Annotated in this window: 18 protein-coding genes and 1 riboswitch; of the genes, 13 read left to right on the top strand and 5 right to left on the bottom strand. The window is 71.2% G+C overall.

The genetic code is table 11. The annotated features are described in order from the left end of the window. The first annotated feature begins 93 nt into the window (after positions 1–93). The 8 genes from QMK34_RS20660 (at position 94) to QMK34_RS20695 (ending at position 8,698) form a co-directional block, all read left to right on the top strand. Positions 94–1,761, top strand: a complete 1,668-nt coding sequence (locus QMK34_RS20660) for a penicillin-binding transpeptidase domain-containing protein (protein WP_326415801.1) — start codon at positions 94–96, stop codon at positions 1,759–1,761. A gap of 40 nt (positions 1,762–1,801) precedes the next feature. Then, positions 1,802–2,485, top strand: coding sequence for an ArsR/SmtB family transcription factor (locus QMK34_RS20665; RefSeq protein WP_326415778.1), 684 nt, complete (start codon positions 1,802–1,804; stop codon positions 2,483–2,485). Between the two features lie 110 nt (positions 2,486–2,595). Beyond that, a complete protein-coding gene (locus QMK34_RS20670) occupies positions 2,596–4,074 on the top strand; it encodes a potassium/proton antiporter (RefSeq protein ID WP_326415779.1) in 1,479 nt (492 codons plus the stop codon). 132 nt (positions 4,075–4,206) lie between these two features. After that, positions 4,207–4,908, top strand: coding sequence for a M23 family metallopeptidase (locus tag QMK34_RS20675; RefSeq protein WP_326415780.1), 702 nt, complete (start codon positions 4,207–4,209; stop codon positions 4,906–4,908). Between the two features lie 88 nt (positions 4,909–4,996). Continuing rightward, a riboswitch (SAM riboswitch) is annotated at positions 4,997–5,111 on the top strand. A 38-nt stretch (positions 5,112–5,149) separates the two neighbouring features. Then, positions 5,150–6,496, top strand: coding sequence for an aminotransferase class V-fold PLP-dependent enzyme (locus tag QMK34_RS20680; RefSeq protein WP_326415781.1), 1,347 nt, complete (start codon positions 5,150–5,152; stop codon positions 6,494–6,496). A gap of 34 nt (positions 6,497–6,530) precedes the next feature. Then, positions 6,531–7,109: a hypothetical protein gene (locus QMK34_RS20685; RefSeq protein WP_326415782.1), complete on the top strand. Its 579-nt coding sequence runs from the start codon at positions 6,531–6,533 to the stop codon at positions 7,107–7,109. Positions 7,110–7,133: 24 nt separating this feature from the next. After that, positions 7,134–7,775 (top strand): signal peptidase II, encoded by a 642-nt coding sequence (gene lspA / locus QMK34_RS20690; protein ID WP_442785186.1) that lies wholly within the window; start codon positions 7,134–7,136, stop codon positions 7,773–7,775. Next, a complete protein-coding gene (locus QMK34_RS20695) occupies positions 7,772–8,698 on the top strand; it encodes an RluA family pseudouridine synthase (RefSeq protein ID WP_326415784.1) in 927 nt (308 codons plus the stop codon). The genes lspA and QMK34_RS20695 overlap by 4 nt, the downstream gene beginning before the upstream one ends. 76 nt (positions 8,699–8,774) lie before the next feature. On the opposite strand, the gene QMK34_RS20700 is transcribed toward QMK34_RS20695, so the two are convergent. Continuing rightward, positions 8,775–9,722: an AsnC family protein gene (locus tag QMK34_RS20700; protein WP_326415785.1), complete on the bottom strand. Its 948-nt coding sequence runs from the start codon at positions 9,720–9,722 to the stop codon at positions 8,775–8,777. 111 nt (positions 9,723–9,833) lie between these two features. Here QMK34_RS20700 and QMK34_RS20705 point away from each other — a divergent pair, with 111 nt between their 5' ends. The 5 genes from QMK34_RS20705 (at position 9,834) to QMK34_RS20725 (ending at position 16,941) form a co-directional block, all read left to right on the top strand. Continuing rightward, positions 9,834–13,145 carry a DUF885 domain-containing protein gene (locus tag QMK34_RS20705; protein WP_326415787.1) on the top strand — a complete coding sequence of 1,104 codons (3,312 nt, stop codon included), beginning with the start codon at positions 9,834–9,836 and terminating at the stop codon, positions 13,143–13,145. Next, complete coding sequence (gene fahA / locus QMK34_RS20710; protein ID WP_326415804.1) at positions 13,142–14,377, top strand: fumarylacetoacetase; 1,236 nt, start codon at positions 13,142–13,144, stop codon at positions 14,375–14,377. The genes QMK34_RS20705 and fahA overlap by 4 nt, the downstream gene beginning before the upstream one ends. A 31-nt stretch (positions 14,378–14,408) precedes the next feature. After that, complete coding sequence (locus QMK34_RS20715) at positions 14,409–15,449, top strand: LLM class F420-dependent oxidoreductase (protein ID WP_326415788.1); 1,041 nt, start codon at positions 14,409–14,411, stop codon at positions 15,447–15,449. Between the two features lie 174 nt (positions 15,450–15,623). Continuing rightward, positions 15,624–16,589 (top strand): Ppx/GppA phosphatase family protein, encoded by a 966-nt coding sequence (locus QMK34_RS20720; protein ID WP_326415789.1) that lies wholly within the window; start codon positions 15,624–15,626, stop codon positions 16,587–16,589. Positions 16,590–16,761: 172 nt separating this feature from the next. After that, positions 16,762–16,941 (top strand): hypothetical protein, encoded by a 180-nt coding sequence (locus tag QMK34_RS20725; RefSeq protein ID WP_326415790.1) that lies wholly within the window; start codon positions 16,762–16,764, stop codon positions 16,939–16,941. Here QMK34_RS20725 and QMK34_RS20730 read toward each other — a convergent pair. The 4 genes from QMK34_RS20730 to QMK34_RS20745 all read right to left on the bottom strand — a co-directional run bounded on the left by QMK34_RS20730 (position 16,934) and on the right by QMK34_RS20745 (position 21,126). Continuing rightward, positions 16,934–19,249 carry a glycoside hydrolase family 65 protein gene (locus tag QMK34_RS20730; protein WP_326415805.1) on the bottom strand — a complete coding sequence of 772 codons (2,316 nt, stop codon included), beginning with the start codon at positions 19,247–19,249 and terminating at the stop codon, positions 16,934–16,936. The genes QMK34_RS20725 and QMK34_RS20730 overlap by 8 nt on opposite strands. Before the next feature lie 50 nt (positions 19,250–19,299). Then, complete coding sequence (locus QMK34_RS20735) at positions 19,300–20,031, bottom strand: HAD family hydrolase (protein ID WP_326415791.1); 732 nt, start codon at positions 20,029–20,031, stop codon at positions 19,300–19,302. Positions 20,032–20,121: 90 nt separating this feature from the next. After that, positions 20,122–20,478: an ArsR/SmtB family transcription factor gene (locus QMK34_RS20740; protein WP_326415807.1), complete on the bottom strand. Its 357-nt coding sequence runs from the start codon at positions 20,476–20,478 to the stop codon at positions 20,122–20,124. Positions 20,479–20,547: 69 nt separating this feature from the next. Further along, complete coding sequence (locus tag QMK34_RS20745) at positions 20,548–21,126, bottom strand: TetR/AcrR family transcriptional regulator (protein WP_326415792.1); 579 nt, start codon at positions 21,124–21,126, stop codon at positions 20,548–20,550. Positions 21,127–21,401 lie beyond the last annotated feature (275 nt).

The raw sequence follows: 21,401 nt of genomic DNA on the forward strand, positions 1-21,401 counted from the left end.
TTTCATGACACCAGGGGCGGAAGGGACGGCTGGATCACGAAAAGGATTCAGGTAGGTCGCTTTCTCACCGGTAACGTGCTGGGCGTGTCAGCGATGGGCAAGCTGAGCCCGTGCGCGAACGCCGCACTGCTGGGGGGAGAGCGAACAGTGAATCCTGCACGAAGACGGGCCGTCCTCATCGGGGGCGCGCTGGCCGTGGTCGCGATCGTGGTCGCCGGGCTGGTCCTGCTGCGCAACGACGGGAACGTCCCCGAGAACACGGCGCAGGCCAGCGACGGCAGCGCGGGCACGACGGAGTCGCCGAGCTCGGTCGCGCTGAAGTACCTCGAAGCGTTCGGAACGGGGGACGCGGACGCCGCGGGCAAGTTCACCGACGACCCGGCGGCCGCTTCGGCGGCGATCAAGGACGCCAGGGCCGCGCTCGTGCCGACTTCGATCACCACCTCGCTGGCCAAGGTCGCGCCCGCCGCCACGGGGCAGGACAAGACCAGCGGCTCGTTCACCGTCTCCTGGGTGCTCGGCGCGAAGGCGAAATGGACCTTCGACGACACCTTCGACCTGAAGCTGACCGGCCGGACCTGGCGCCTCCGCTGGACCCCGGCGCTGATCCACCCGAAGCTCGAGGCGGGCCAGCGGCTCGCCCTCACGACCACCGGTGACCAGCCCTTGGTCGTCGACCGCGATGGGAAGGCGCTGGTGCCCGCGCAGGGCAACCCCTTCCCGCTGCTGCAGAGCGCGCTGACCAGCCAGGCCACCGGCACCGCGCAGACCGGCGGCGTCTCCGTCTCCCGGGTCGACGACGCTGGCAAGAACCTGGAAACGCTCTTCGGCGGGAACGGGAACGGTGGCGGCGGGGACCGGAAGCCGCTGACCTCGGGCCTGAGCCTTGCGACGCAGACCGCCGCCCAAGCCGCGCTCGACGGCTACCAGGGTTCGGCGATGATGGTGGTGATCCAGCCGTCCTCGGGTGACCTGCTCGCGGTCGCGCAGAACGCGGCGGCCGGCACTCAGCTCAAGGCGTTGAGCGGGCAGTACGCGCCCGGTTCGACGTTCAAGATCGTCACCGCGACGGCCGCGCTGGAGCAGGGCGACGTCGACCCGGACACGATGCTGCCGTGCCCCGGCGAGGCGACCATCGGCACCCGGACGATCCCCAACGAGAACAAGTTCGACAAGGGCACGATCGCGATGCACAGCGCGTTCGCCTACTCCTGCAACACCACCTTCGGCGCGTTGGCCGCGAAGCTGCCGTCCGACGGCTTGGCCAAGGCCGCGAGCCAATACGGGATTAACGCCGACTTCGAGATCCCCGGCCTGCCCACCGAGGCCGGGAAGGTCGAGCCCGCTGGCGGCGACGAGCAGGTCGAGGACGGGATCGGCCAGGGCACTATCCAGGTCAGCCCGTTCGGCGGCGCGCTGATGGCGGCCACCGTCGCGGCGGGCAAGGCGGTCACGCCGAAGCTGTGGCACGGCATCGACACCCAGGTCAACACCGGGTACAAGGCGCCGCCCGCCTCAGTGCTCAACGCGCTGCGCCCCATGATGCGTGAGGTCGTCACCACCGGCACCGCCAAGGGCGTCGCGGGCAGCGGGCAGGTCTTCGGCAAGACCGGGACGGCGCAGTTCGGCTCCGGCGAGAAGGCGAACGGCTGGTTCGTCGGCTATCGGGGCGACGTGGCCTTCGCGATCATGCTGGAGGCGTCCAACGACTCGAAGCCCGCGGTCACGCTCGCGAAGACGTTCCTGGGCGGGCTCAAGTAGTTCGGCCGCGGCCGACGCGTCGGTCTTCTACGGTGTGCTGATGGAGACCATCGCGTTGGCCGAGGTCGCGGCCGTGCTCGCCGATCCGAGTCGCGCGTCGATGTGCCTGGCGCTGCTGGACGGGCGCGCGTGGACGGTCGGCGAGCTGGCGAGTTCGGCCGGGATCGCCGCGTCGACGGCGAGCGCGCACGTGGTGAAGCTGCGCGAGGCTGGCTTCGTCGCGAGCGTCAAGCAGGGCAGGCACAGCTACGTCCGGATCACCGATCCGCGCGTCGCCGAGCTGATCGAGCATCTCGCGCAGCACGCCGCGCACCGGCCGGTGACCGGGCTGAAGACCTCGGTGCGGGTGCGGCGGCTGGAATTCGCGCGCACCTGTTACGACCATCTCGCCGGGACGGTCGGCGTCGCGCTGCGTGACGGGATGCTCGGCGCCGGGCTGGTGGACACCGCGTCCGGGCTCACCCTGACCGGCCACGGCCGCGCGGTGCTCGGCGAGCTCGGGATCGAGGTCGCCGAGGGCGGCCGCCGCCCGTTGCTGCGCGAGTGTCTGGATTGGACGGAGCGGCGCGAGCACCTCGCGGGCGCCGTCCCCGCGGCGGTGCTTTCCCGGGCTGTCGAGGCAGGCTGGCTTTCCCGCGACCCGAGCCGAGCCGTGCGGGTGCTGCCCGCGGCGAGCGCGCCGTTCGCGTTGCTGGGTGTGGACCTCCCGGCGCTCGCCGCTTGACCCGCCGCTTAACACAGGGCATATCGGACACTGTTCGGCGGTGCACGATCGAGTGACCACGTCCCCCTCACTATCCTGAGAGCCTGCGGCGGCCGGGACGGGAGGCGGAGATGGACGAACTCCCGATCGTGCTGGGCGCCGGCGGCGCCGTCCTGCTCGTCGCCGTGCTCGCCGTCCGCTTCTCGATCCGGCTCGGCCTCCCCTCGCTGCTGCTGTACCTGGCCATCGGCGTGGTGATCGGCGAGGCGGGCTTCGGCGTCCGGTTCGACAACCCGGCGCTGACCCAGTCGCTCGGGCTCGCCGCACTCGTGATGATCCTCACCGAGGGCGGGCTCACCACGCGGTGGTCAGCGGTGAAACCCGCGCTGGGCATCGGTATCGCACTGTCCACAGTGGCCGTGGTGGTGAGCATCGCGGTCACCGGCGCGGCGCTGCACCTGCTGCTCGGGCTGGACTGGCGGATGGCCCTGCTGTGGGGCGCGGTGCTTTCCTCGACCGACGCCGCGGCGGTGTTCTCCGTACTGCGCTCGGCGGCAGTGGGCAAACGGCTGGTCGGCGCGCTGGAGATCGAGTCCGGGATCAACGACGCCCCCGCCTACATCGCGGTCGTCGTGCTCGCCGAGGGCACCACCGTGGACTGGTCGCTGCCGCTGCTCGTGGTCTACGAATTGGGCGCGGGGCTGGCGATCGGGCTCGCGTTCGGCTGGGTGGGCGCGCAGGCGCTGCGCCGGGCCGCGCTGCCCGCCACCGGCCTGTACCCGCTGGCCACCGTCGCGGTGTGCATCCTGGCGTATTCCAGCGGGCAGCTTTCCCACGCTTCGGGGCTGCTGGCCACCTACGTCGCCGGGGTGGTGCTGGGGAACTCACGGCTGCCGCACCGCTCGGACACACTGTCCTTCGCCGAAGGGCTCGGCTGGCTCGCCCAGATCGGCTTGTTCGTCCTGCTCGGCCTGTTCGCCTCGCCCAGCAGGCTGCTGGAGACCCTGGTGCCGGGCCTGGTCGCGGGGGCGGTGGTGCTGCTGCTCGCCCGGCCGTTGTCGGTGCTGCTGTCGATGCTGCCGTTCAAGGTGCCGTGGCGCGAGCAGGTGTTCCTGTCGTGGGCGGGGCTGCGCGGCGCGGTGCCGATCGTGCTCGCGATGATCCCGCTGGCCCAGGGGCTGCCGGGCGCCGAAAAGCTGGTCAACGCCGTGTTCGTGCTGGTCATCGTGCTGACGCTGCTGCAGGGGGCCACGCTGTCACCGCTCGCGCGGGTGCTCGGGCTGTCCACGAAGAACGAGCCCAGCGAGCTCGACGTCGACTCCGCGCCACTGGACGAGCTCGGCGCGGAGCTGCTGCAGATCCGCATCCAACCAGGATCGAAGATGCACGGCGTCTACCTGTCCGAGCTGCGGCTGCCCGGCGGGGCCACGGTGAGCCTGGTCGTCCGTGGCGGCGCCGGTTTCACCCCGCAGAAGACAAGCCGCCTGCAGGAGAACGACCAGCTACTCGTGGTCACGACAGCCGCCGTCCGCGACGCGACCGAGCAGCGACTGCGCGCGGTCGACCGCGCCGGGCGGCTCGCCAGGTGGAAGGGCGAATCCGGCCGCTGAGCCGTTGTTCGTTCGTCGATCTTTCACCCAAATTTCGCACAGTCTGTTCCCATGTGTCCCCCCTTATGGCTTAACGTGCGCTCACTTCGGTTAGTTCGAATGGGTGAGCGTTAGGCCAAAGGAGTACTCATAGTGACGAATCTTCGCATTCGTGTCGCCGTCCTCGGCGCCGCGGTCGGCTTGTCCGGTGCTCTGCTCATGACCCCGACGGCCACCGCCGACGTCGCGGCCCCGGCCTTCGGGTTCCCCTTCGCCGCCGGGCAGCAGCTCTACTCGGCCGGGATCCACTCCGACAACGGGAACAGCGGCGTGAAGAACGCCCTCGATCTCAGCCCGGCGGACGGGACCGTCCGCGCCGCCCTCGCCGGGACCGTGCGCCTGCAGCACTGCTCGGGCGGCGACTGGGTGACCGTCGACCACGCGGGCGGCTGGCGGACCGGGTACTACCACCTGGAGGACATCGTCGTCACCGACGGTCAGCAGGTGGCGGCCGGAACCCCGCTCGGTTCGACGGGCAACGCGCTGCCCTGTGGCGGCAGCAGCACCGGCGCCCACGTGCACTTCACCCTCTGGACACTGCCCGCGACGTCCTCCGCCCGCGCCGCGACGACAGCGTCCGCGGAAGCGGCGAAGGTGGCTGTGGGTAACTGGAACGACCTGTCGTACGGCCAGGTTTCGAGCTCGGTCGCGGCCGTGTACGGCCAGCCGATCGACGGCAAGGACATCGGCGGCTGGAAGTTCGCCGCAGGCGCCGAGCAGTATTCGGGCACGGCCACCAGGGACTCCGACGGCACCGTCGTCCAGCTGCCCGGAAGCTTCCGCACCAGGGTGTGAGCCGGCTGGGCCGATCGTGTGACCGTCGTCTCAACCCCTGGACGGCACTCGCGCGATCGGCCGGTCTTCGGTTACCTTTCCAGTCATAGGTCATGAGTGTCAGCGTCAAGCCCCGGCTCGCTGACCGGCAACCCTCCTACCGCGGTGGGGTGCCCCGGGTGAGGACCTGGCCTGTCGCGCGGTGCGACCGGCAAGCGCGGGTCCCTCAGTGGGTCCCCAGGATCGCCGAGGAGGCACTTCGATGACGCTCGCACTCGATCGCAGCGCGGAAACCGTTACCCACCAAGACATTCCCGCAGTCGTGGGCGCTTCATTGCGCGTCCCGCTGGTCACCGGCGGGCAGATCGGCTACGCCAACCTCGACCACGCCGCGAGCGCGCCGTGCCTGGAAGCCGTCCAGTCGGCGGTGAACGAGTTCCTGCCGTGGTACGCCAGCGTGCACCGCGGCGCCGGGTTCGCGTCGCAGGTTTCCACCAAGCTGTACGAGCGGACCCGCGGCGTCCTGCGCCGGTTCGTCGACGCGCGGGCGACCGACGCCGTCGTGTTCACCCGCAACACCACCGATTCCTTCAACCTGCTGGCCCGCAGCCTGCCGAAGAACACCTCCGTGGTGGTGTTCGACACCGAGCACCACGCGGCGCTGCTGCCTTGGCGGGGCCGGAACGTGCGCCGGATCGCGACCCCGCGCACCCGGCTCGAAGCAGTGTCCGCTGTGGACAGTGCGCTCGCCGAAAGCCCGACGGGGCCGCGGCTGGTCGTGCTCACCGGTGCGTCCAATGTCACCGGGGAACTGTTGCCGGTCAAGGAGATCACCGCCGTCGCACGCCGCCACGGCGCCCGCGTCGCGCTCGACGCCGCGCAGCTCGCCCCGCACCGCCGCGTCTCGCTGCGCGAGCTGGACGTCGACTACGTCGCGCTGTCCGGGCACAAGCTCTACGCGCCGTTCGGGGCGGGCGCGCTGATCGGCCGCGCGGACTGGCTGAAGGCGGCACCGCCGTACCTCGCGGGCGGCGGCGCGACCAAGCTCGTCACCGGCGAGGCCGACTCGCTGGGCGTGGTCTGGAACACCGGAATGGAGCGGCACGAAGCCGGTTCGCCCAACACTGTCGGCGTGTACGCGCTGGGTGTCGCGTGCGAGCGGCTTTCGGCGAACTGGGAGGCGATCGGCGAGCACGAGGCCGCCCTGCTCGCCCGGCTGCGCCGCGGGTTGGCCGGACTGCCCGGTTTCGCCGAGCTGCGCCTGTTCGACGCCCCGGTGGACCGGGTCGCCACGCTGAGTTTCGTCGTCGAGGGGTTCGAGCCCGGCTGGCTGGCGGCGGTCCTCTCGGCCGAGTACGGCATCGGCGTGCGGGACGGCGCGTTCTGCGCGCACGTCGCGACCCGGCGTCTCATCGCCGAGGCCGGTGCGGAGGGTCAGCAGGCCTTGCGCGTCAGCCTGGGCCTGGGTACCACGGACGAGCAGGTCGACCGCCTGGTGCTCGCCTTGCGTCAGATCGCCGCCCGCGGCGCGCGCTGGGAGTACACCCGGCAGGACGGCCGCTGGGCCCCGGTCGGCGACCCCCGCGACCTCCCGCCCTTCCTGGATTGATCCCGGCGACTGATCCCGGCGGTAGGCTGCCCGGATGGGGAGTGCGCGGCCGAGGTACTGGTTTCCGCTGGCGCTGCTGGGTTTCGTCCAGCTGATACTGGCCGTCGTCTCGGTCGCGGGGGCGAGCCTGCTTTATTCACCCGCGCCGTCGCTGCTGCGGGACCTCCAGGAGCCTTCGGGTCAGTTCTTCGACGAGGCGGCCCACTACGACTCCGTTCCCTGGGACGTCAGTGACTACTGGCCGTTCGCGATGGCGCTGCTCTGGATGGCGACGGCAGGCTGGTACACCTACCGGGCGAAGACCGGCTACGGCCGGGCACTCGCGGTCACGGCCGGCGGCATCCTGGCCATCGCGGTCGTCGAGTTCGTGTCGTACTCGGGCTTCGGCCTGCCGGACGCCCTGCGCGACCCGCTGCTCGTCACCGCCGGGCTGCTCCTGCTCGCCTGGCTCGACCGCAGCGTGCTGGTGCTGGCGGTGGCCGCGGGGTTCCTGGTGGCCGCGCTGCTCTCGCCGGGGCGGCTGGCGGAGTTGCTGATCCCGGTGATGGTGGTGTTCGCCGGGGCGTTCGCGGCGGTGCTGAAACGGCCGCGACCCACCGCTGACACGCCGTGAGCAGGGACAGTGGACAATGGCACGGTGAGCACCGAGCCCGAATCGCCGTCCGAGACCGCCGCACCGGAGCCTGAGGTCGATGCGCCGCAGCCGTCGGAGACGGCCGAGCAGGCGCCGCCGTCGGAACCCGCGCTGCCCCAGCGCCGGGTCGGCCTCGTCTTCCTGTTCGCGGCGCTGCTGTGGGCCGTGGACCTGCTGACCAAGAGCCTCGTGGTGGCGAACCTCGAAGGCCGGGAGCCGGTCAAGATCCTCGGCGGGCTGATCTACCTGCAGCTCATCCGCAATCCCGGCGCCGCGTTCTCGATGGCCACCGGGCTCACCTGGGTGCTGGCGTTGGTCGCGATCGCCGTCGTCGTCGCCATCGTCTGGCTTTCGCGACGGCTGCGCTCGGTCGGCTGGGCGATCGGGCTGGGCCTGGTGCTCGCCGGCGCGCTCGGCAACCTGACCGACCGCGTCTTCCGCGCCCCCGGGCCGCTGCAGGGCCACGTCGTCGACTTCATCTCGGCGTTCGCGCCGAACGGCGAGGGCTGGGCGATCTTCAACATCGCCGATTCCGCCATCTGCGTCGGCGGGGTGCTGATCGTGCTGCTCTCCCTGCTGGGCAAGGACTACGATGGAACGTCCACAAAGGACAAGAAGAAGACCCAGACTGGAGCGAGTCAGTGACCTCCCGATTGTTGCCCGTGCCCAACGGGCTCGAAGGAATGCGGGTGGACGCCGGGCTGGCCAAGCTGCTCGGCCTGTCCCGCACCGTGGTCGCCGAGCTGGCCGAGTCCGGTGACGTGCTGCTCGACGGCCGTCCGGCAGGCAAGTCGGACCGGCTGCCCGCCGGCGGGCTGCTCGAGGTCACCCTGCCCGAGCCGGAGTCCTCGATCGAGGTCATCGTCGAGCCGGTGCCCGGGATGGCGATCGTCTATCAGGACGACGACATCGTCGTGGTGTCGAAGCCGGTCGGTGTCGCCGTGCACCCCAGCCCCGGCTGGACCGGCCCGACCGTGATCGGCGGCCTGGCCGCGGCCGGTCTGCGCATCGCCACCTCCGGCGCGGCCGAGCGCCAGGGCGTCGTGCACCGCCTCGACGCGGGCACCACCGGCGTCATGGTGGTCGCGAAGAGTGAGCACGCGTACACCGAGCTGAAGCGGGCGTTCAAGGAACGCACGGTGGACAAGGGTTACCACGCCATCGTCCAGGGTCACCCGGACCCGATGCGCGGCACCATCGACGCCCCGATCGACCGCCACCCCCGCCACGACTACAAGTTCGCCGTCGTCGCGGGCGGGCGCCCCAGCGTCACACACTACGAGGTCGTCGAGGCCTTCCGCGCCGCGTCGCTGGCGGAGATCAAACTGGAGACCGGTCGCACGCACCAGATCCGCGTGCACTTCTCCGCGCTGAAGCACCCGTGCGTCGGCGATATGACCTACGGCGCCGACCCGGTCCTGTCCCGCAAGCTGGGCCTGTCCCGGCAGTGGCTGCACGCGAAGACCCTCGGCTTCCACCACCCTGCAGACGGCCGGTACGTCAGCTTCGAGACCGAGTACCCGGATGACCTGGCGAAGGCGCTGAGGATCCTCCGCTCCGAGAACTGACGGCGGCCACACCCGCGGGAAGCAGCCCGGACCCAGATCGTCCCCGGCCACCCGTGTCCGGCGCCTCGTCAGGGCGTCAGTCGTCCATCACCCAGGTGAGGGTGCGCTCGTCCGGTTCGGGGCGGGGGCTCCAGCGGACGGCGACCACGCGGGTGGCGTCGGGCAGGACGTAGACGGTGTGGCCGCCCAGTGTCTCGCCGGGCCGGACGCCGATCTTGTGCTGCGGCCGGGAGGTGAGCGACACCGGGGCCTTGCCGATCGCCTTGCCGTCGACGGTCATCAGCTCGAGGTAGTTGTCCGGCAGCGAGACGAACGGGATCGCGCCGCGGTTGGTGATCTCGGTGTGCACCACGACCGAGCGCTCGCCCTCTTCGAGGCGGTAGCCCGCCGCGCCGAACAGGTAGTCCGCCGGGTCCTGGATCTCCAGCAGCTGCACGGTGAGCTGCTCGCCCTCGAGACCCTGGGTCTCCAGCACCTCGCCGACGCGCCCCTTCTTGCCCTCCGGCGGCTGCTTCGCGCGCTGCTGCTCGTCGCCGCGGGCCCAGGACGAGCTCTGCGGCGGGCCCCAGGTGCTCATCACCGGATCGAGGGGCGCCATCGGCGGCTGCTGCTGGGGCGGGGGAGGGGGCGGCGCGAACTGCGGACGCTGCTGGGGCGGCCGTGGCGGGGGCCCGGGATAGCGGCCCGACGGTGTCCCCTGAACGGTGTACGCGCCGGAGGGGGTGCCCTGGACGTTGTAGGCGCCGGACGGCGTTCCGTGCACCGGATGGGGGACGTTCTGCGGGGGTTGCCGGGGCGGCCGCGCTGTCCACGCCGGGGCGCCGCCGATGGCCGCGCGCAGGCCGTTCGGGTCGCTCTCGACGCCGACGAGCAGGGGCAGGCCGCTGCCGGAGAGCGCGACCAGCCGGTACGCGACCTCGCGGGGGTCCATCCCGACCTTGGCCGCGAGTTCGTGGACCGCCGCCTTGCCCAGGTCCGCCAGGGCGGCGAGCAGTCGGGCATCCACGGGATCGGTCACGGCCACTCCCGGAACGCTACCGCCTCGCCTCACCGGCCGTGCCGAAGGTCGTCCCTGTGTCGGTGATCTCCATTAGGCTCGGGGACACCGCATCCCTCGACTCTCCAGGACGTCCCCATGACCGAAGTCGCCACCCTCGCCGACGAGTTCGTCGGCTACCTGTTCGAAGTCGACCCGCTGACCCCCGCCCTGCTCGGCATCCGCCCGGACGCCGAAGGGCTCGGCGATCCCAGCGGCGAGGCCGAGCGGGCACACCGGGCGCGGCTGGCCGGGTTCGTCGAGCGGGCGCTCGTATTCGAGCCCTCCGGACTGAGCCCCGAGGACAGGGTCACCAGGGACGTGCTGGTCAGCACCGCCCAGTCCCGGATCGACCACATCGACACCCGGTTCGTCGAGTTCACCGTCAGCGACCTGTTCGTCGCGCCCGCGGCCGCGATGCTGACGCATCTGCCGATGCTCCCGGTCGCCGCCGGTTCGCAGGCCACCGCGCACCTGGGCAGGCTCGAGGCGCTCCCGCTGTACCTGGAGCGGACAGCACAGCGCCACCGTGACGGTGTCGCGGACGGGCTGGTCCCGGTCGCGCACCTGGTCGCGGCCACGATCGCCCAGCTCGACCGCTACCTCGCGGACCCGGCCGCCGATCCGCTGCGCACCCCGCCCGGCCCGGACGAGGAGTTCGACAAGCGGCGTGAGGAGCTCCTGCGCGACGTCGTGCGCCCGGCGTTCGCCGCGTACCGCGAGGTGCTCGCCACCGAGATCGCGCCGCACGGACGCCCGGCGGACAAGCCCGGCCTCTGCTGGCTGCCCGGCGGCGAGCGGATCTACGCACTGCTCGCGCGCACGCACACGACCACTGACCGCGGCCCGCAGGAGCTGCACGAAACCGGCCTCGCCCTCATCGCGAAGCTGGCCGAGGAGTACCGCACGCTCGGCTCCAGGGTGTTCGGCACGGATCAGCTCGCCGAGATCTTCGCCAAGCTCCGCACCGACCCGGCGCTGCGCTGGTCCGACGCCGAAGAGCTGCTCGAAACCGCTCGCTCGGCCATCACCCGCGCCGAGGCCGAGGCGCCGAACTGGTTCGGCAGGATCCCGCCCCAGCCGTGGGAGGTCCGCTCGTCCCCGCCCGAGGCGGGGCCCGCCGCACCCGCCGCGTACTACATGCCGTCCACGACGGACGGATCCCGGCCGGGCGTCTACTTCGCCAACACCCACGAGGCGACGGAGCGCTTCCGGCACGCCGCCGAGGCGACGGCGTTCCACGAGGCGATCCCCGGGCACCACTTCCAGCTGAGCATCGCGCAGGGGCTCGAGGAGCTGCCCCTGCTGCGCCGCATCGGCGACTTCAACGCCTACATCGAGGGCTGGGGGCTCTACACCGAGCGCCTCGCCCAGGAGATGGGCCTGTACTCCGACGACGTCGCGCTGCTCGGCATGCTGACGCTCGATTCGATGCGCGCGGGCAGGCTCGTGGTGGACACCGGGCTGCACTCGCTGGGCTGGAGCCGTCAGCAGGCGGTGGACTACCTGCTCGAACACACCCCGATGGCCCCGGTGGAGATCGAGTCCGAGGTCGACCGGTACATCGCGTTCCCCGGCCAGGCCCTGTCGTACATGGTCGGGCGGCTGGAGATCCTGCGGATCCGCGCGGCCGCGGAGCAGGCGCTGGGCGAGCGGTTCGACATCCGCGGGTTCCACGACGTCGTGCTCGGCGGCGGCGCGCTGCCGCTGTCGGTGCTGGACGACGTCGTGACCGAGTGGGTGGCCGGGCTGAAGAGCCCAGTGGACGTCCTCGCGGACGAGCTGGTCGCGGTCAAGTTCGACGCGGAGCCGCTGTTTCCCGCCATCCTCGGCATCCCCGGCGACACCCATCGCCTCGCGGATCTCAGCGAGGAGAACGAAGCCCGGCTTCGCGAGTCCTATGTGGACATCGCGGAGCGGGCGGGCGCGATCGTCAGGAGTGGCCTGTCCACCACCGAGGCGATCACCCGTGACGTCGTGATCCAGCAGGCGCGCGCGGCGGTCGACACGCTGGACGCGCGCGCCGCCGAGTTCTCGGTCAGCGACGGGCTCAGCGCGCCAGGGCTGTACCTGCTGACCCTGCTCTCCGAGCTCACCCTCAACGACGAGGAGCACGCGCGCGGTTACCTCCGCAGGCTGGCCGCGATCCCGGGCTACCTCGAGACGGTGACCCAGCGCCAGCGCGGCGGGGTCGCGGCCGGGCTCGTCCCGCCGGTGTTCCTGGCCGAAGCCGGGATCGCGCAGGTCGGCAGGTACCTCGCGCAGCCGGAAAACGACCCGCTGCGCCGCGAGCCCACGGTGCCCGTCGAGGGCTACCAGGCCGAGTGCGAGCGCCTGCTCGCCGAGGAGGTGCGGCCCGCTTTCGCGCGGTACCGGGAGTTCCTGGCCGCCGAGGTCGTGCCCGCCGGGCGGCCGGAGACCGAGCCGGGGCTGTCCTGGCTGCCGGGCGGCGCGCGGATGTACGCCGGGCTGATCCGGGTGCACACCACCACCGAGCGCTCCGCCCAGGATCTGCACGAAACGGGGCTCGGCATGATCGCGAAGCTCGCGGACGAGTACCGCGAGCTCGGCGCGCGCGTGTTCGGGACGAAGGACCTCGCCGAGATCTTCGAGCGGCTGCGCACCGATCCGGAGCTCCACTGGCGTGACGGCGACGAGCTCCTTGACGCGGCCCGTGACGCCATCACCAGGGCGGAAGCCGTGGCGCCCCAGTGGTTCTCCAGTGTTCCCGAGGAGCACTGCGAGGTCGCGCCGGTGCCGGACAACGAGGCCGAGGGCGGCACGATCGCCTACTACCTGCACCCCGCGTTCGACGGGACCCGGCCGGGCACTTACTACGCGAACACGCACGGCGCGAGCGAGCGGCCCCGGCACACCAGTGAGGCGATCGCCTTCCACGAAGCCGTTCCCGGGCACCACTTCCAGCTCGTCACGGCCCACGGCCTGACGGCGCTGCCGCTGCTGCGGCGCATCGCCGACGTCAACTCCTACATCGAGGGCTGGGGCCTCTACGCCGAGCGGCTCGCCGACGAGATGGGCCTGTACTCCAGCGACGTCACCAGGTTAGGGATGCTCACCCAGGACTCGATGCGCGCCGGGCGGCTGGTCGTCGACACCGGGCTGCACGCGCTCGGCTGGAGCAGGCAGCGTGCGGTGGACTACCTGCGGGAGCACACCCCGATGGCCCTGGTGGAGATCGAGGTCGAGATCGACCGGTACGCGGCGATCCCCGGCCAGGCGCTGTCGTACATGGTGGGGCGCCTGGAGATCCAGCGTGTCCGCGCGGCCGCCGAGGAAAAGCTGGGCGACCGGTTCGACATCCGTGAGTTCCACGACGTCGTGCTGCGCAACGGGATCCTGCCGCTGCCGGTGCTGGACACGGTCGTCGCGGAGTGGGCGAACGCACGGTGAGCCTGCCCGATCTGCCCCCCGGCACGCCGTTCGGCCTGGACAACCTGCCCTACGGCGTCTTCTCGCACGCCGGGGAGCCGCGGCGGCGGGCCGGGGTGGCGGTCGGGGACACCGTGCTCGACCTGTCCGCGGCCGCCGAGGAGGCGGCCGCGCCGTTCGCGCCGCTGCTGACGTCCGGAGTGCTGAACCCGCTGCTCGCGGCGGGGCCCGCCACCTGGCGCGAGGTGCGTGCGCGCGTCACCGAGTGGCTGACGGAGGAGCGCTACGCCGAGCAGATACGCCCGCATCTGCTGCCCCGCAACGAGATCGTCATGCACCTGCCGTTCGAGGTCGCCGACTACGTCGACTTCTACTCCAGCGAGCAGCACGCGATCAACGCCGGGCGCATCTTCTTCGGCGACGCGGCCGTGCTCCCGCCGAACTGGAAACACGTGCCGATCGGCTACCACGGCAGGGCGGGCACCGTGCTCGCGTCGGGCACGCCGATCGTGCGGCCGAGCGGGCAACGCAAGCCCCGCGACGAAACCGTGCCGACGTACGGTCCGTCGAGGACACTCGACATCGAGGCCGAGGTCGGCTTCGTCGTCGGCACGCCGTCCGAGCTGGGCCGCCCGGTCCCGATCGGGGAGTTCGCCGAGCACGTGTTCGGCGTCTGCCTGGTCAACGACTGGTCCGCCCGCGACATCCAGGCCTGGGAGCTACAGCCGCTCGGCCCGTTCCTCGGCAAGTCGTTCGCGACCTCGATCTCGTCCTGGGTCGTGCCGCTGGCCGCGCTCGAACACGCCCGCGTCACCCCGCCACCCCAGGATCCCGAGCCGCTGCCGTACCTGCGCACCGCCGAGCCGTGGGGGCTGGACCTCGCGCTGGAGATCCGGCTCAACGGCCACCTCGTGTCCAGCCCGCCGTTCGCCACGCAGTACTGGACGGCGGCGCAGCAGCTCGCGCACCTGACGGCCAACGGGGCGAACCTGCGCACCGGCGACCTGTACGCCTCCGGCACGGTGACCGGGCCCGAGCGGGAGCAGCGCGGTTCGCTGCTGGAGCTGAGCTGGGGCGGGCGGGAGCCGTTCGCGGTGCCCGGCGGGCAGCGGACGTTCCTCGAGGACGGGGACGAGGTGGTGATCAGCGCCTCGGCGCCTGGTCCGGGCGGGGCGCGGATCGGGTTCGGCGAGGTGCGCGGCACGGTCGTCCCGGGCGGATCGGACCACTCGGCCCGGCTAAGGTCGACGTAAGCGCACGCTTAGTGGAAGGAAACGGACGGGTATGAGGATCGGGACGCAGATCAGCTACGCGGGTGGCTTCGCCGAGAGCGTGGCGGACATCGTCGAGCTGGAGAAGGCCGGGCTGGACATCATCTTCGTCCCGGAGGCGTACTCCTTCGACGCGGTCAGCCAGCTCGGTTACGTCGCCGCGAAGACCGAGCGCGTCGAGATCGCGTCGGGCATCCTCCAGATCTACACCCGCACGCCCACCCTGACCGCGATGACCGCGGCCGGGCTGGACTTCGTGTCCAACGGCCGGTTCACCCTGGGGCTCGGCGCGTCCGGGCCCCAGGTCATCGAGGGGTTCCACGGGGTCAAGTACGACGCGCCGATCGGGCGTACCCGCGAGATCATCGACATCTGCCGCCAGGTCTGGCGCCGCGAGAAGGTCGTGCACTCCGGCAAGTACTACGACATCCCGCTGCCCGCCGAGCAGGGCACGGGCCTCGGCAAGCCGCTGAAGCTGATCAACCACCCGCTGCGCGAGCGGATCCCGATCCTGCTCGCCGCGATCGGCCCGAAGAACGTGGCGCTCACCGCCGAGCTCGCGGAGGGCTGGCAGCCGATCTTCTTCCACCCCGAGCGGGCCGCGGACGTCTGGGGTGAGTCGCTGGCCGAGGGCAAGGCCAAGCGTGACCCGGCGCTCGGCGAGCTGGACACCTACATCGGCGCCGCGCTCGCGATCGGTGAGGATGTGGATCACCTGCTCGACCAGACGCGCGCGCAGCTCGCGTTGTACATCGGCGGGATGGGCGCCCGCGGAAAGAATTTCTACAACGACCTCGCCGTCCGGTACGGGTATGCCGACGCGGCCAAGGAAATCCAGGACCTTTATCTCGACGGCAAGAAGGACGCTGCCGCCGCGGCCGTTCCGCTGGACCTGCTGAAAGCCATCTCGCTGGTGGGCCCGGCGGGCTACCTCAAGGAGCGGCTGGCCGCGTTCGCCGAGGCCGGCGCGACAACGCTGGTGGTCAGCCCGTTGCAGCCCGGCCGCGAGGGCCGCGTCGCCGCCGTGAGCCAGTTGCGGGAGCTGATCGGATAGAGCCAGGGTAGTATCACCCGCTTGGGTTATAAAAACCTCGTCTCCGGCGATAAGGATCGTGAGCCGGTAGCGCAGGGAAAACGTCAAAGCGGCGTGCTTGGCCTGCTCATTCGGCCATGATCGGGGTTGAGGGACAGCTGACTGGGGGCTATTCCTTTCCCAACGGAAACGGAGGTGCGCCGCGTGCGGATCACGGAACCCGCGGTGGGTGTGCTCGATGTCGGTTCGTTCAGTGCCCGGCTGGTGGTGCTGGCCCGCGGCGGTTCGCCGCTGGAGCCGGCCCTCAGCCATCAGACGCGGTTGCGCCTGGATCGGGAGCTGGACCATTCGGGCCGGTTGACCAGCGCGGGCATCGCGGCGGTCAGCGCGGCGGTCGAAGCTGGCGTGACCATCGCGGCCAAGCACGGGGTCGGCGAGGTCTACCCGCTGGCCACCTCCTCCATCCGCGACGCCCGCAACGCCCGCCAGGTCGTCTCCGAGGTCGCCAAGAAAACCGGCGTCGAGCTGCGGTTCCTGTCCGGCCGCCAAGAGGCGGAGTTCGCCTACGTCGGTGCCCGGCGCTGGTACGGCGCGTCCGCCGGGCCGCTGCTGGTGCTCGACATCGGCGGCGGCACCGTCGAACTCGCCGCCGGGCAGGGCGAGCGGGCAGGGTTCGCGCGTTCGCTGCGGCTCGGCGCCCGTTCGATGACGCGGGACTGGCTGCCGAGGGAATGCGCCTCCGGTAAAAGCGTGCGCGCGCTGCGTGAGCACGCGCTCGACGAGGTCCGCGACGCACTCGACGACGTGCTGCCCCAGATCACCGAGCACCGCGTGGTCGGCTGCTCGAAGGTGCTTCGCCAGCTCGCCCGGCTCGCGGGCGACAGACCCGGCAAGACCCGTGAGCTCCAGCTGGACGACCTTCGCTACTGGATCCCGCGGCTCGCCGACCTCCCGGCGAAACGCCGCGCCGAGCTGCCCGGCATCTCCCGCGTCCGCGCCCACCAGGCGCTCGCCGGGGCCATCGTCGCCGAGGCGCTGCTGACGGTGTGCGGCGGCCGGGTCGCGATCTGTCCCTGGTCCACCCGTGACGGCCTGCTGCTCAACCTGCTCGACGGCCTCGCCGCCGTCCCCCGCAGCACCGGCTCCGGCCGCGCCGCCTGACCCGCCCGCGGCCCGCGTCACCCTCCCGCCGAAGATCCCCGAAGTCCCCGAAGTCCCTGAAGGCCACCATGAGGGCGTCTAAGTCCCTCATGGTGGCCTTCAGGGACCTTCAAGGGCAGTAAGAGGGACGGTGCGGGTGGTGCCGGGCGGGGAAAGCGGGTATCCCGGAGTCATGAGTCAGCTGCGGAAGTACCCCGACGACGAAGAAGACGACGTCCTCGACCCCGATCTGCCCACCAAGCTGCCCACCGAGGTCCCCAGCGCGCCCAACCGGGACCTCGGTCCCCGCGGCACCAAGGAGGTGGACGACCCGCCGAACACCGGCGAGGCCGTCATCGAGCCGCCTACCTGAGCCTCCGCTTGACCCGCTCGGGATCGCGCCGCACCGGCGCGCGCCCGGGGGGCTGGGCCGGTCGCTCGCCGGGTTCGATCGCCGGGATCGGCCTGCTCACCGGTTCGGCGGTGACGGTGAACTCCTCGCCGTGGTGGCTCAGGGAGATCGGGTCGCCCTCGATCGTGTGGTAGGTCGCCTGCTCGTGGTCGATCCCGACCTGGAACCGGGTGCCCCGGAAACACAGCCGGAAGGTCAGCCGCTCCAGCTGGGCCGGCAGACGTGGTGCGAAGGTCAGCTTGCCGCCGTGGTCGCGCATCCCGCCGAACCCGGCGATCGTGCCCAGCCACGCACCGGCCAGCGAAGCCATGTGCAGCCCGTTGCGGACGTTGTTGTGCACGTCGTGCAGGTCGGTCAGCGCGGCCTCGGCCAGGTAGTCGTAGGCCAGTTCGAGCTGACCCACCTCGGCCGCGATGACGGCCTGGGTGCCCGCGGACAGCGAGGAGTCACGCACGGTCCTCGCCTCGTAGTAGGCGAAGTCGCGCGCCTTCTCCTCCGGGGTGAAGGAATCCCCGCACAGGTGCAGCGCCAGCACCAGGTCGGCCTGCTTGACCACCTGCTTGCGGTAGAGGTCGAAGTACGGGTAGTGCAGCAGCAGCGGGTAGTGCGCGGCGTCGGTGCCCGCGAAGTCCCAGTCGACGTGCTCGGTGAACCCCTCGGACTGCGGGTGCACGCCGAGATCCTCGTCGTAGGGCACCACCATCGCGTTCGCCGCGTCGCGCCACGACCGGAGTTCGGCCTCGTCCACGCCGAATTTGCCCGCGACATCGGCGTGCCGTTCGCACGCGTCCGCCGCGCCCAGCAGGTTCCGCCGCGCCATCAGGTTGGTGTAGACGTTGTTGTCCGCCACCGCGGAGTACTCGTCGGGCCCGGTCACGCCGTCGATGCGGAACCCGCCGCGCCGGTCGTGGTGCCCCAGCGAGAGCCACAACCTGGCCGTCTCCAGCAGGATCTCGGTGCCGTACTCGCGTTCGAAGTCCGCGTCGTTCGTCGCGCCGACGTAGCGGAGGACCGCGTCGGAGATGTCCGCGCTCACGTGGAACGCGGCCGTCCCGGCAGGCCAGTAGGCAGAGCACTCGGCGCCGTTGATGGACCGCCAGGGGAAGGCCGCACCGCGCAAACCCAGCTGCTGCGCCCTTTCCTTCGCTTTGTCCAAAGTGGAGTGACGCCAGCGGAGCGCGTCGCGGGCGGCGTCCGGCATGGTGTAGGTCAACGCCGGGAGCACGAAGGATTCGGTGTCCCAGAAGGCGTGCCCGTCGTACCCCGGCCCGGTCAGTCCCTTGCCCGCGATCGCCCTGCTCTCCCCGCGCGCCCCGGCCTGCAGCAGGTGGAACAGGCCGAACCGGACGGCTTGCTGCAGCTCCGGATCGCCCTCGATCTCGATGTCGGCGCTCGCCCAGAAGTCGTCGAGGAAGGTCCGCTGCTCGGCCAGCAGCCCCTTCCAGGTGGTCTGGCGCGCGCCCGCCAGTGCCGCCTCGACCTGCGCGCGCAGCGCCGGGATCGAGCGCTGCGCCGACCAGCCGTAGGCCAGGAACTTGGTGATCCGCAGCCGGCCGCCCTTCGGCACGTCGACCGCGACGGTGAGCCGGGCGAGGTCGTCCTCGGCGTGGATGCGGGTCCGGATGCCGTCGGACACCTCGATCTTGTGGTCCATCGCCGCGGCCACCCGCAGGCCCGACTCGCGGGCCCGGTGCACCAGCACGGCCTGGTAGTCCTCGGCGTGCGCGATCTCCGAGACCAGCGGCGACTCCAGTGCCGCCGCGACCCGGGGATCGCTGGTGTCGGACTCGATCGGCTCGTTGGCCAGCAGATCGGACTGCACGACCAGCTGCAGTTCGCCGTCGAGCGGCTCGACCTCGTACCGGATCGCCGCCACCGCGCGCTGGGTGAAGGACACCAGTCGCTCGGTGCGGACCCGGACCCGGCGCCCGGTCGGGGAGGACCACTCGGTCTCGCGGGTCAGCGTGCCCTTGCGGAAGTCCAGCACGCGGTCGTGCTCGTCGGCCGAGCCGTAGCGCATGTCCAGCGGCTCGTCCTCGACCAGCAGCCGGATGATCTTGCCGTCGGTCACGTTGATCACGGTCTGGCCGGCTTCGGGGTAGCCGTACCCGCTTTCGGCGTAGGGCAGCTCGTGCTGCTCGTAGAAGCCGTTGAGGTAGGTGCCCGGCAGCCCGCGCGGCTCCGCCTCCTCGAGCGTGCCGCGCAGCCCGATGTGCCCGTTGGACAACGCGAACGCCGATTCCGTGCGCTGCAACGCTTCCACGTCCATGCCGTGCCAGCGCAGCTCCCATGGGGAGCATTCGTAGCCGTTGGGCAGCGTCACTTCTCCTCCAGCAGTTCCGCGAGGTCGTCGACGACGACGTCGGCGCCGTGCTCGCGCAGCGCACCGGCCTGGTGCGCGCGGTTCACCCCGACGACGTACCCGAAACCACCGTCCTTGCCCGCCTGGACGCCCGACTGCGCGTCCTCGAACACCGCCGCGTGCTCCGGCGCGACGCCGAGTGCCTTGGCGCCGGCCAGGAAAGAGTCGGGAGCGGGCTTGCCGCGCAGGCCGTCGCGCTGGATCACCAGGCCGTCAACCAGCGCCTCGACGAACGGCATCAGCTCCGCCGCGTCGAGCACCTTCGAGCCGTTGGCCGAGGACGTGACTACCGCGATCCGCAGCCCGGCCTCCTTGGCGGCCTTCAGGTAGCGCACCGAGCCCGGGTACGGGTTCACGCCGCGCTCCTCGATGATCTTCAGCACCAGCTCGTTCTTGCGGTTGCCGATCCCGTTCACCGTTTCGGCGTCCACGGCGTCGTCCGGGTCGCCCTCGGGGAGGTCGATCGCGCGGGACTTCAGGAACTCGCGGACGCCGTCTGCGCGCGGCCTGCCGTCGACGTGGGAGGCGTAATCGCTGTCGGTGAACTCAGTGAACCCCGCACCGTCGCGCTTGCGAAGGAATTCGTCGAAGGTCTTCTTCCACGCTTCCCGGTGCAGGACGGCTGTCCCGGTCAGAACGCCGTCGAGGTCGAACAGGCAGGCGGAAACGGTGTCCGGCAATCCGATCATGTCCGCACGCTACCGGGGCGGGCCGTGCGTGGCGACGTGGCGCGCGTCGCCGACCGGAATCCGTAATCGTATAACGACCTATACGGCCGGTCAGGAGTCGTGCGAGTGATCCTCGTGCGGCCGGACGTGGTGGATGAGCTCGTGCACCGTCTCGTCGGTGAGCCGGTAGCGCACGACCCGGCCGGTGCGGTGGGTGGTCACCAGGCCGTGGGCGCGCAGCAGCCGCAGCGCCTGGGAAACGGCGGTGTCGCTCATCCCGGTGGCCGCGGCGAGGTCGGTGACACTGATGTCCTTGGCGTAGTGGATGGACACCAGCAGGGCGAGCCGTGACGGGTCGGCGACCACGGAGAACCGCTGTGCCCACTCGTCGATGGCCGCGCGGTCCCCGAGGCCAGCCATCGCCGCGTCCACGCGCTCGGGGTCGATCAGTCGCCGGTCCGGCTCGATGCTCACGCCATCGATGATCCCACCTCGGCCACGAGGCGAACAGCCGGTGCGCTTCAGCGTGTCACCGGGTCAGGCCGCTTCGATCACCAGCGCCACGTGCGCCGCGGCGCGTTCGAGCGGGTCGAGCGAGCGGCGGACCCGGCACAGCAGGAGCGCGCCCTCCAGGTTGTTCATCGCGGCTATCGCGAGGTCGTCCGCGCGGGCGGCGTCGAAGCCGTGCCCGGCCAGCAGGCCGGTGAGCAGCTCGTGCCAGCTGGTGAAGGCCGCCCGGCAGGCCTCGGTGAGCGCGGGGGAGCTGTTCGCCAGCTCCAGGGTGATCGTCGCGACCGGGCAGCCGCCGCGGTAGCCGTCGGCGGCCAGCGCCTGCCCGGCTTTGCCGAACCACCAGCGGACGGCGTCCTCGACGGTTTCAGTGCGTTCGAACGCGCGCCGGACCGTCGCCGCCACCACCGTGGTGCCCAGCTCGACGGCCGCCACGGCGAGCTGTTCCTTGCCGCCGGGGAAGTGGTGGTACGCCGAGCCCCAGGGCGTTCCGGCTTCCTCGACCAGGTGACGCCAGGAGGTGGCGGCGTAGCCGTCTCGGCGGAAGAGCGTCATCGCCGTCGAAACCATCCGCTCGCGGGTGGTGGCTGTTGTGGTGTCGGGCACGCCGCCCAGCCTAACCCTTGACTAGGACGATCGTCCTGGCCAAGACTGACGGTCAGTAGGACGGACGTCCTAGTCGGATCGGCGAGTGGAGGCGGGATGACCGTCGAAGATGTGGTGACCGCGGGGCAGACCCGGGAGAAGACGATCACCTGGCAGGACCCGCTGCCGACCGCGCGGCTCGGGATCACGATGTCCGGGCTCGAATACCTCACCGAGATCAGGGCGGGGCGCCTGCCGGGGCCGCCGATCGCCGCGCACTTCGGCTTCTTGATCGC

The organism is Amycolatopsis sp. H20-H5, from assembly GCF_035828755.1.
In the GTDB taxonomy this organism is placed as follows: domain Bacteria; phylum Actinomycetota; class Actinomycetes; order Mycobacteriales; family Pseudonocardiaceae; genus Amycolatopsis.

What these genes read in the sequence shown, in the direction of transcription:
- QMK34_RS20670 (WP_326415779.1), top strand. Translation starts at nt 2,596, where the DNA reads ATGGACGAACTCCCGATCGTGCTGGGCGCCGGCGGCGCCGTCCTGCTC.
- QMK34_RS20730 (WP_326415805.1), bottom strand. Translation starts at nt 19,249, where the DNA reads ATGGACGTGGAAGCGTTGCAGCGCACGGAATCGGCGTTCGCGTTGTCC.
- QMK34_RS20715 (WP_326415788.1), top strand. Translation starts at nt 14,409, where the DNA reads ATGAGGATCGGGACGCAGATCAGCTACGCGGGTGGCTTCGCCGAGAGC.
- QMK34_RS20680 (WP_326415781.1), top strand. Translation starts at nt 5,150, where the DNA reads ATGACGCTCGCACTCGATCGCAGCGCGGAAACCGTTACCCACCAAGAC.
- QMK34_RS20665 (WP_326415778.1), top strand. Translation starts at nt 1,802, where the DNA reads ATGGAGACCATCGCGTTGGCCGAGGTCGCGGCCGTGCTCGCCGATCCG.
- QMK34_RS20685 (WP_326415782.1), top strand. Translation starts at nt 6,531, where the DNA reads ATGGGGAGTGCGCGGCCGAGGTACTGGTTTCCGCTGGCGCTGCTGGGT.
- QMK34_RS20705 (WP_326415787.1), top strand. Translation starts at nt 9,834, where the DNA reads ATGACCGAAGTCGCCACCCTCGCCGACGAGTTCGTCGGCTACCTGTTC.
- QMK34_RS20660 (WP_326415801.1), top strand. Translation starts at nt 94, where the DNA reads ATGGGCAAGCTGAGCCCGTGCGCGAACGCCGCACTGCTGGGGGGAGAG.
- QMK34_RS20735 (WP_326415791.1), bottom strand. Translation starts at nt 20,031, where the DNA reads ATGATCGGATTGCCGGACACCGTTTCCGCCTGCCTGTTCGACCTCGAC.
- QMK34_RS20725 (WP_326415790.1), top strand. Translation starts at nt 16,762, where the DNA reads ATGAGTCAGCTGCGGAAGTACCCCGACGACGAAGAAGACGACGTCCTC.